Below are 9,846 nucleotides of genomic sequence, written 5' to 3'. Positions count from 1 at the left end.
TGCGCCAGCGTCATGATAGTTCCTTCCCGGCCAGTCTGTCTGTAATCCGCTTGTGAGCGGTTACGTCCCGGCCTGTAACGATAACCACTTCATCAGTACCATCAACCTCCGCCAACCTGACCCGTACCTGTTCCTGCCGGGAGCTTGGAATATTCTTGCCCACATAATCAGCCCGGATTGGCAGCTCACGATGACCGCGGTCAATCAGCACCACCGCCTGAATCGAGCGGGGCCTCCCCAGGTCAATAAGGGCATCCATGGCAGCGCGAATGCTGCGCCCTGTATACAGTACGTCATCCACCAGCACGATAGACCTGTCATCAATATCAACCGGAATATCGGTACGGGGAGTGCGAGGTCGGGGGTCCAGGAAAGAAATATCATCCCGGTGGAGACTGATATCCAGGCTGCCGACCGGTACCCTCAGCCCCATAAAGGCTTCCAGGTTAGCCGCCAGGCGTTGCGCCAGAGGCACGCCGCGAGTGTGCAGACCGACCAGCACCAGACCCTCGGTAGTCCGGTTGCGCTCGATTATCTCATGAGCGATACGCGCCAGGCTGCGCCTGATATCTTCCGGGGTCATGATGGTCTTTTCTGTCATAAAAACAGCCTCTTACTATCGCTAGCAAGAGGCTCCGTGCAATCGGTCTTATTTCCCCTTGCTAGCCTCTCGGGGCCAACTTAAAGGTCTAAAACTTTGGCTCTTTGTCCTCTACTATACCACTTAAACCGGGTTATGGCAACACTACCTCGAAACGAATTTTATGACGAAAGCGGACGAGGAGACCGGAGATAAACCGCAACACTACTCAACTGATTGCTTGTCCGGCGAGGATTTAATATCCTGCCGGAAACGCCGCTTCCGCCATTCCCGCAGGCAGCTGATGACCTCGTCACTGCTCAGGTCATGCCAGTAACGGTAGAAATCAGCCACAAAAAACCTGGATTTGGTGCCCACTGCCAGGGTCACCACTCTATCAGCAACCTTTTCCAGTTTCTCCAGAGCAGCCGCCGAGGCGGCGGGTACCGCCACAATTATCTCCTCGGGCTGACGGCGGCGTACCGATGCCACCGCTGCCATCATGGTATAACCGGAAGCCAGGCCATCATCAATGATTATCACTTTTTTATTAGTGACGACTGTAGGCGGGCGGTCCTTACGGTAGAGCCAGCTCCGCTGCCGAATCCCGACTCTTACCTGGTTGACCTGATAGTTAATCTGGTGCGGAGTCAGGCCGATAGCTTTTACCGCCTCTTCGTTTAGAATTACCGTGCCGTCATCAGCGACCGCACCAAAACCGGCTTCGGGATTAAGCGGAAGAGGAATTTTACGGGAGATAACCAGGTCAAGCTCAGCCTCAAGAGACAGAGCCACTTCCAGCGCTATCGGCACTCCCCCGTTAGGAATAGCCAGCACCACCACGGACTGCCCTTTATAATCAAGCAGCTTCATGGCCAGCTGTCTCCCGGCATCATACCGGTTTTCGAAGAGGGACTGTTCTCTATCCGAATCTCTACCTAAAAGCATGTTATACCCTACTTTACCATTCAGAATCCGTTTTCAACTAATCAGCCTGAACTGACCAACATCAACCAGTCCCAGGTCGGTCAATCTAAGCTCGGGGATCACCGGCAAGGCAACAAAGGAGAGCGTGGAAAAAGGGGAAGATAGCGCCGTCCCCAGGCTAGCCGCCGCTGCCTCCACCTCGTTCAGCTTATCCACCACCACTTCCAGTGGTTCGCCGGAGAGCAACCCGGCAATCGGCAGGGCTAAGGAGGCTAAGACCCTGCCCCCGGCAACCACCACCAGGCCACCCTGAAGCCGTTCAATCTCCTGAACGGCGGTGAAAATATCGGCGTCATTGGTACCGACAGCGACGATGTTGTGCGAATCATGTGCCACTGACGAAGCCAGCGCCCCTTCCCTGAGACCGAAACCGGTGACCAGCCCCAGCCCAATATTACCGGTAGCTCTGTGCCTTTCGACCACTACCAGCTTCAGGATGTCCCGTCCGACATCAGGCATTACCGCCCCGTCAACAACCACCGCCTTTTCCACTCTCTTCCGGGTGATTATCTGTCCCGGCACAATCTCAATCACGGGACTGGTCTTTCCTGAAGCTTTAAGTCGCAGGTCTTCCAGAGGGAAAGGTCTAAGATTCACGGTACCGGTTGGTCTACCGCTAGACAGTATATCAACCGGGAATAGCGGCTCCCCTTCCCTGGCCACCAGGCGGCCCCGGTGAAAGACCATGTCTACCCTCAGTCCTGACAGGTCGGAAATGACTATCAGGTTAGCCTGATAGCCGGGAGCCACCGCCCCCATTCCGTCCAGCCGGAAATATTCGGCGGCATTGATGGTAACCAGTTGAATTGCCCGCACCGGGTCAAGCCCGAGGGCAATCGCCTTACGCACCACGGCATCAATATCACCGTCCTTGAGCAGGTCAACACAACTGCGGTCATCAACAACAAACATGCACCTTTTATAGGTCTTGTCCGTGACCAGGGGCAGCAGAGCCTCCAGGTTCTTCTCGGATGAACCTTCCCGAATCATGATATACATTCCGCGGCTCAGCTTTTCGCGGGCTTCTTCCAGTGAGACCGATTCATGGTCGGAACGGATACCGGCGCTGATGTAGGCGCTGAGGTTAGTCCCGCCAAGACCGGGGGCATGACCGTCAACAATCTTACCCCGGGCAAGGGCGATCTTACCCAGAACAGCTTCATCACCCATCAGCACCCCCGGGAAATTCATCATCTCCCCCAGGCCGATGCAGCCCCGCCATCTGAGCACCTGCCTGAGTTCTTCAACACCCAGGCTGGCTCCCGAGGTCTCAAGGTGGGTGGCCGGCACACAGGAAGGAGCCATCAGGAAAAGCTCAAGGGGCAAACGGCGGGCGCAGTCCATCACGTACCTCATACCGGCCAGCCCGCAGACGTTGGCGATTTCGTGGAGGTCAGTGACCACGGCAGAGGTACCCCGGGGCACCACGGCGCGGGCATACTGGGCGACATCGAGCATGGAGCTTTCCAGGTGGGTATGCCCGTCGATAAAGCCGGGAGCAAGATACTTGCCCTCTAAATCAAGTACTTCCCCGGCCTGGCGATAGTCCCCCACCCCGGCAACCCTGCCCCCGTAAACAGCCACGCTGGCCGACTCAACATCGCCGGTAAAGACATTGACCACCCGTGCGTTAGCCAGCAGCAGGTCCGCGGGATGTTCCCCCTTAGCCACTGAGATTAAGCGATTATCAATCAAGCTCCCCCCTCCGATTCCTGGTTGAATTAAAATCCTGTCCCTTTTATCCCTTCCCTCTTGACCGTTTACCTGGTTGTCATTCCGGCCCCGTATCAGGTACGGGATAGACTCCAGCCGGAATCCAGTTCTTTCCGCTCCTCTTCTGGATTCCGTGTCACGCACGGAATGACGGGACGGTAGAGGGGGTTCACCCCTCTTAGACTCCCTTGCTTATTCTCAAGATTCTGCTTCTCTTGAGCTCACCTATCGTAAGTATCATAAGTAACAAGCTACCCCTCGAACCATTTGAACCATAACTGAGAAAGCTACTCCTCCAGAACACAGATATCGGGCAGATTACGGAACTTCTCATCCCAGTCCAGACCGTAGCCCACCAGGAACTTGTCGGGAACAGTGAAGCCGAGATAATCGATAGCAACCGGAGCCTGACGGCGGGAGGGTTTGTCCATCAGCGCGCAGAGCCTTACCGAAACCGGTTTTTTCTTCCGCAGAAAATCAAGCAGGAAAGCAATGGTCAGTCCGCTATCGACAATATCCTCAATCACCAGCACCTCTCGGTCTTTAACCCGGGAACGCAGACTCTGCAATACCTTGATCTTTCCCGAAGTCTCTTTACCGCCACCATAACTGGACAACCGGATGAAATCCACCTCAACGGGAAAATCAAGCTGCCGGACCAGGTCAGCCATAAAGACAAACGAGCCCTTGAGGACACCAATCAAGAGAGGGTTCTTATTCTGATAGTCATTCCTGAGTTCAACAGCCAGTTTTCCGACGGTCGCAGCTATTTCCTGCCGGGAGAAAAGAACACGAGGACCGGGTCGAGCATTCATCACCACCTGAAATTATAGCCTTTCCTCTAATCTATTCCAGCTAATAGAAACGCCGGCTCTTTTTGAAAAGGTAACCGGCAGCCAGCCCGAAAGCCAGTCCGCCAAGATGCGCCTGCCAGGCTATCAACGGGGAGAAAGACATTATCAGGAAACCACCGATGACAACCATCCAGAGGGGGAGGGGAACCGGTATCGGGAAGACAAAGACAGTCAGCTTCGGTCTCAACACGGTCAACGCTCCACCCACGGCAAAGACCGCTCCCGACGCGCCGACTGCTATAGAGAAGGGAGGTGCCAGCAGTATATACAAAACACCACCCAGAATCCCCCCACCAAAGTAAATAATGAAGAATTTTCTCTCGCCAATCAGGCTGAGCAGGTAACTGCCGAAGAAGTAAAGGGTGAGCATATTGGCGAAGATGTGCCCGAAGCCGCTGTGGACAAACATACTGGTTATTATTGTCCAGGGTCTCTCCAGAAAACTCGCCGGATTTAAGCCGAGCACGAAGATAAACTGGGGTCTAATAGAAGTAACGATAAGCAGAATCAGGTTGATCACAATCAGGAACCCGATGGGACCTAACTGGAAACCCTGACGACCTCTATACCTCAAACTCATTATTCTCTGTTTTACTCTCAGAAGTTCAAAAACTGCGGATAACTTTCTCTCTATAATAACCCGCCGTGCTCATTGTGGCAAGGATAAAGCGGTAATCTATTGACTGGCTTCGATGTGGTCGTGGTATCATTAGCAGCAAGAGGATTAGCTTAATGAGCCTCATTAAGAGTCTGGCGCTGAGTCTGCTGGGTTTTCTGCTCTTCCTGTCTCTATCCACCTTCGGCTCAGCCCTGGTTGTGAAAAACACTCTCCTTGACCCCGACTTCGTCACTGCGGAACTGGAGAGTCTCGACATCGCCTCGCTTAGCGAGGAATTCAGTACATTACAGGCTCCTGGCGGGGAAACCGCCACCGAGATGAAAGCAGCCCTGGTCAAGACCATCACTTCACTGGAACCCCTGATAAAGGAGCGACTAAACACCGCCATCTATACTATCTACGACTACCTGCTGGATGAAAGTCAGAGTCTGGACCTGGCACTGACCTTAAAAAATACCGTACTGAGCACAGATTTTATTGTTTCTTTAGCGGAGGAACTCGATATATCATCCCTGGCCGGAGAGTACCTGAAACAGCAGATTTCCGGAAACATCCCGCCGGAGATGGCATTCCTGACAGAAAACATCAATCAATCTCTGGATAAAGTCATCACCGAGCTCAGACCCTGGCTGAAAGAACAGATAGTTGCCGCCGCTGACCCGTTAGCCGATTACCTGCTGGGGGAAAGTCAGAGCTTCAGTATTGTAATCTCTCTGGAGCCGGTAAAAGAAGGTGTCAGGGACAAGCTATGGGCGGCCCTGCTGGAGTCGCCGCCACCGCAACTAACATTGATACCCCGGGAAATGTGGGAGCCGCTCTTTGACCAGTTTTATCAGGAATTCGCCGCCGGGATACCGGCCACCTTTGAGCTTGACCAGAACCTGATCGGGACTGAAACACCCGCCAGCATCGCCGAAGCCCTGACTTCGGCTGAAGAGACACTGGCCGAGGCCAAGCTTTATGTCAGCTATTTCCTGCTCGGCTATACACTCCTGATTGTCTTCATGGCGCTGCTGGTACTGGGGATTATCCTGATAAGCCGGGACGTTAAATACATTACCCGCACCCTGGGCACCACCCTCGCCGTTTACGGAGTCTTTCAATTTGCCGGCGTTCTCATCGCCAGGCAATTCGCCGGAAAACCGCTGCCGCTGGGCGAGATACCACCCACTCTCCAGACATGGTTGACCCAGTTATTTTACGATATTCTGTCGCCGATGTTGACTTTCAGTCTTTATGTGCTGGCGGGCGGGGTGGTGCTGCTCATCGTTTCTTTTGTCTACAATCCACGCCAATCAGAGTGATATGCACTGACTAGGCAACGTCATCCAGGTCACCGGCAGCACGAGTCTTATGCACCACAAGCTTGAGACTATACTGCTCCACCACGGCAATTTCATCGCCGGGTACCGCCTCACCATTATCGGGCCGGGCTATCCAGAGTTCACCCCTGATTCTGACCAGTCCCTCCGGGGCTAACGGGCTGACCACCATACCTTTGCTACCGACCATATCCGGCAGACAGATTACCGGTTTTCTGCTCAACGCCCGGCTGCCAACCCGGTAAGTGATTAGCGAATAGGCCGCCCAGACCGCCATCAGGACAATAAGAACCACCAGAGGCAACTGAATTCCGATTCTGGGCAAGCCCAGGAGCACAATCACCGCCAGGGCCACCTCTTCAAGGATGGTACTGACAATAAAAAAGATAAATCGAGATTTCATTTCATTCTCTTCCTGATTATAGCAGTATTGCCCCATTTGCCGATACTCCGATACGGGTGCTATAATTCCTGACTGTATTCAAGAAATAACAAGGAGCTAAAAATGAAGCTGAGTCGTGAAGAAGTGCTGCGCATCGCCCTTCTGGCCCGGGTGGGACTGACTGAAGATGAAGTGGACAGGCTCAGGGAGCAGCTATCCAATATCCTGGAGAATTTCGAGGTATTGCGGCAGGTGGACACCGGCGCCATTCCGCCAACCACCCAGTCTATCGCCCTGCATACCGTAGTTGCTGATGACGAGGTAGCCCCCTCCCTGCCCCAGGACCAGATACTGGCCAATGCCCCGCAAAAAGAGGGAGACTTCTTCCGGGTGCGGGCGGTGCTGGAATGATAAGCACTGACCGTCCAGCCACGATAAACCTTCGCCGGCAAGCTTTTTGCCGGTCTGAATTGGTGAACCGCGTTGGGTTTCTCAATAAACAATGAGAGGTGAGACAGATAGCTACCCATTATCATTTGACCATCCATGAAGCGCACCGGCTGCTCAAGGAAAAGCACCTATCCTCAGTGGAACTGACCCGCTCCTATCTGGAGCGTATCCGCCAGGTAGAGCCGCAGGTCAAAGCGCTGGTCACCGTTACCGATGAGCTGGCGCTGAAACAGGCTGAAGCGGCTGATAAACTTATCGCCGCCGGGAAAATCACTCCATTGACCGGAATCCCGGCCGTCATCAAGGACAACATGTGTACCCGTGGCGTCAGGACTACCTGCTCGTCAAGGATGCTGGAAAACTTCGTGCCTCCCTATGATGCCACGGTGGTCGAAAGATTGAACCGGCAGGGCATGGTAATGGTGGGAAAAGCCAACATGGACGAGTTTGCCATGGGATCATCCACGGAGAACTCCGCCCTGTTCACCACCCGCAACCCCTGGGACCTGTCCCGCGTGCCGGGGGGCAGCAGCGGCGGTTCGGCAGCGGCGGTAGCGGCAGCAGAAGCCGTCTACGCCCTCGGCTCGGACACGGGGGGCAGCATCCGCCAGCCCGCCGGTTTCTGCAGCGTCACCGGTTTGAAGCCAACCTACGGGCTGGTGAGCCGCTACGGGCTGGTGGCTTTCGCCAGTTCCCTGGACCAGATTGGGCCGCTGACCCAGGACGTTACCGACTGCGCCCTGGTGATGAACGCCATCGCCGGTTATGACCATCGGGACTCCACCTCCCTGCCCTACCCCACCCCGGACTACAGCGGGTGCCTCAGCGCCGACCTCAAGGGACTGCGCCTGGGCGTACCCGGAGAATACTTCGTCGAGGGTATGCAGCCCGAAGTGGAAACAGCAATCCGGACAGGCATCAGCAAACTGGAAGAGCTGGGAGCGCAGGTAGACTGGGAAGTATCGCTACCCCACACCGGTTATGCCCTGGCGGTATATTACATCATAGCCCCTTCGGAGGCTTCAGCTAACCTGGCGCGCTATGACGGCGTTAAGTACGGCTACTCCTACCGGGAAACAGGCAATATGTGGGAAGCCATGGAGAAGACCCGGCAGCACGGCTTTGGCCCGGAGGTGAAGCGGCGCATCATGCTCGGCACCTACGCCCTCTCCGCCGGATATTACGATGCCTATTATCTGAAAGCACAGAAGGTACGTACCATCATCCGGCAGGAGTTCGACCGCGCTTTCGAGAAATACGACGCTCTAATCACCCCCACCTCCCCCACCGTCCCCTTCAAAACCGGGGAGAAGACAGACGACCCCCTGCAAATGTACTTGAGCGATGTCTGCACCCTGCCCATCAATATCGCCGGGGTACCGGCAATCTCCATCCCCGCCGGTTTCACCGGAGGACTGCCGATAGGCATGCAGATAATCGGCAAGCCCCTGGGTGAAGAGACCCTGTTCAAGATTGCTTACGCCTACGAGCAGGCAACGGGGTGGTGTAAGATGAAGGCGGAGGTTTAGCAGTCTTGACATCACTGGCTATATAGGCTATACATATTATATAAGTAGCCAGAGGGGGGACTATCATGCCGAACACAGCTAACAGGTCAAGATATTTCCTGGATATAGAGCCGGAACTGCGCAACCGCATCAAGGCCTTCGCGGCTTTACGGGGTAAAACAATGAAGGAATGGCTGACCGAGGCTATAATCGCCAAGCTGGAAGACGAAATTGACATCTCTGAGGGGTTGGCGTCCTTTAATGATGAGGAGGGCACCATATCACTGGAAGAGTATCTGAAATCAAGAAAGGGAAAGTAGTATGCCGCTATGTATGAGATAGACCTCAGGCGGCGGGCACAAAGGAGCTTAGATAGGACTACCTTCCGATGATTTCAGAGCAGTCCTTAGTGCAGTGCAGGAATTGGCAAACAATCCCAGGCCGCGAGGGGTGGATAAAGTAAGGAGCGTCGGAGGCTGGTGGCGGGTCAGGCAGGGAGACTACCGCATAATTTACGATATTGATGACGACAGGAAGACTATCACCGTTCTGTATATCGGGCACCGTCGGGAGATTTACCGGGGACTTTAAGGTGGGTAGTGAGATTTGAAAAGTCACGCTATTGTCAAGGGATAGATGTAGAGATGGAGCAATTAGGAAACTCCCAGGTTAAAAATAACGTCTAAGAGTTAATGTTTAGAAAAGTTAAAATATAATGGATAACAACTTCGAACTGGTTGATGAATTCGATAGGTCATTTCGACAATGGGTAAAAACGGCATGTCAAGAATGGAAACTTAACGAGCCTTCCGAAGAATACTTCTCTCATGTAAAACGGAGGCTTCCCGAAGGATTGAGAACTCTATTAGGTTACGGACTTAAGCATGGACTTATTATCCCGACAGGCCGAGTTTTCACCCTTAAAGACATGCCACCATCCAAAGGACCCTACAATTGGTTTAGTCAAGGTAGAACGACTAAACCATCTCCCAATTGGGAGTACTTTGTGCAAATAGCCGAGTTTATCCGCTTTTTTAGAATATCTTCTACAACGCATGGCCTCTCTGTTAAATTCGAAGATAGCCTTATGGATGTAGGTGTTTATCGAAATAATAAGCTATTTGTTTATGTCGAAGTTAAGGAAAAAGGTACACAATTACAGAAATTAGTCCAAGAAATGAAGAAATTACAATATAGTATCGATCTTACTATAGAAGACCGAGGTAACGACCCGTTACGAAAAGCGAAATATTTAGTTACACAAAGACCGGAATATCTCGTATTATCTGCTATTGGTACGCGCTTTGAATACAAAGTAGTTTATCCTGACGATACAAGTTTTGAAATCGTGAGTGATATGGTCCCTTTGACATAGAATCTCCTAAAGTTTAGACTTTACTTTCTATAGAAAATCCATCTCCCTGACCCCCT

Annotated in this window: 12 protein-coding genes; 6 read left to right on the top strand and 6 right to left on the bottom strand. The window is 53.2% G+C overall.

Features of this window, described 5'->3' with window-relative positions; all coding sequences use genetic code 11:
* Positions 1 to 10: 10 nt before the first annotated feature.
* The 5 genes from pyrR to Q8Q07_08625 all read right to left on the bottom strand — a co-directional run bounded on the left by pyrR (position 11) and on the right by Q8Q07_08625 (position 4,714).
* A complete protein-coding gene (gene pyrR, locus Q8Q07_08645; protein MDP3880352.1) occupies positions 11 to 601 on the bottom strand; it encodes a bifunctional pyr operon transcriptional regulator/uracil phosphoribosyltransferase PyrR in 591 nt (196 codons plus the stop codon).
* A gap of 204 nt (positions 602 to 805) precedes the next feature.
* Entirely contained in the window at positions 806 to 1,528 is a 723-nt protein-coding gene (locus Q8Q07_08640; GenBank protein MDP3880351.1) for a phosphoribosyltransferase family protein, read from the bottom strand.
* A gap of 33 nt (positions 1,529 to 1,561) precedes the next feature.
* A complete protein-coding gene (ade, locus tag Q8Q07_08635) occupies positions 1,562 to 3,262 on the bottom strand; it encodes an adenine deaminase (protein MDP3880350.1) in 1,701 nt (566 codons plus the stop codon).
* A 305-nt stretch (positions 3,263 to 3,567) separates the two neighbouring features.
* Positions 3,568 to 4,095, bottom strand: a complete 528-nt coding sequence (gene hpt, locus Q8Q07_08630; GenBank protein MDP3880349.1) for a hypoxanthine phosphoribosyltransferase — start codon at positions 4,093 to 4,095, stop codon at positions 3,568 to 3,570.
* Positions 4,096 to 4,135: 40 nt separating this feature from the next.
* Positions 4,136 to 4,714 carry a rhomboid family intramembrane serine protease gene (locus tag Q8Q07_08625; GenBank protein MDP3880348.1) on the bottom strand — a complete coding sequence of 193 codons (579 nt, stop codon included), beginning with the start codon at positions 4,712 to 4,714 and terminating at the stop codon, positions 4,136 to 4,138.
* A gap of 152 nt (positions 4,715 to 4,866) precedes the next feature.
* Here Q8Q07_08625 and Q8Q07_08620 point away from each other — a divergent pair, with 152 nt between their 5' ends.
* Positions 4,867 to 6,057, top strand: coding sequence for a hypothetical protein (locus Q8Q07_08620; protein MDP3880347.1), 1,191 nt, complete (start codon positions 4,867 to 4,869; stop codon positions 6,055 to 6,057).
* A 10-nt stretch (positions 6,058 to 6,067) separates the two neighbouring features.
* On the opposite strand, the gene Q8Q07_08615 is transcribed toward Q8Q07_08620, so the two are convergent.
* A complete protein-coding gene (locus Q8Q07_08615; protein MDP3880346.1) occupies positions 6,068 to 6,478 on the bottom strand; it encodes an NfeD family protein in 411 nt (136 codons plus the stop codon).
* 102 nt (positions 6,479 to 6,580) lie between these two features.
* On the opposite strand from Q8Q07_08615, the gene gatC reads away from it, so the two are divergent.
* The 5 genes from gatC to Q8Q07_08590 all read left to right on the top strand — a co-directional run bounded on the left by gatC (position 6,581) and on the right by Q8Q07_08590 (position 9,790).
* A complete protein-coding gene (gene gatC, locus Q8Q07_08610) occupies positions 6,581 to 6,868 on the top strand; it encodes an Asp-tRNA(Asn)/Glu-tRNA(Gln) amidotransferase subunit GatC (GenBank protein ID MDP3880345.1) in 288 nt (95 codons plus the stop codon).
* A gap of 98 nt (positions 6,869 to 6,966) precedes the next feature.
* Positions 6,967 to 8,436: an Asp-tRNA(Asn)/Glu-tRNA(Gln) amidotransferase subunit GatA gene (gene gatA, locus Q8Q07_08605; GenBank protein ID MDP3880344.1), complete on the top strand. Its 1,470-nt coding sequence runs from the start codon at positions 6,967 to 6,969 to the stop codon at positions 8,434 to 8,436.
* Between the two features lie 65 nt (positions 8,437 to 8,501).
* Positions 8,502 to 8,735, top strand: coding sequence for a hypothetical protein (locus Q8Q07_08600; GenBank protein MDP3880343.1), 234 nt, complete (start codon positions 8,502 to 8,504; stop codon positions 8,733 to 8,735).
* A 94-nt stretch (positions 8,736 to 8,829) separates the two neighbouring features.
* Complete coding sequence (locus tag Q8Q07_08595) at positions 8,830 to 9,006, top strand: type II toxin-antitoxin system RelE/ParE family toxin (GenBank protein MDP3880342.1); 177 nt, start codon at positions 8,830 to 8,832, stop codon at positions 9,004 to 9,006.
* A 124-nt stretch (positions 9,007 to 9,130) separates the two neighbouring features.
* Positions 9,131 to 9,790: a hypothetical protein gene (locus Q8Q07_08590; protein MDP3880341.1), complete on the top strand. Its 660-nt coding sequence runs from the start codon at positions 9,131 to 9,133 to the stop codon at positions 9,788 to 9,790.
* Positions 9,791 to 9,846 lie beyond the last annotated feature (56 nt).

This window comes from Dehalococcoidales bacterium (assembly GCA_030698765.1).
GTDB lineage: Bacteria > Chloroflexota > Dehalococcoidia > Dehalococcoidales > UBA2162 > JAUYMF01.
This window is presented reverse-complemented; position numbering and strand designations above follow the sequence as displayed.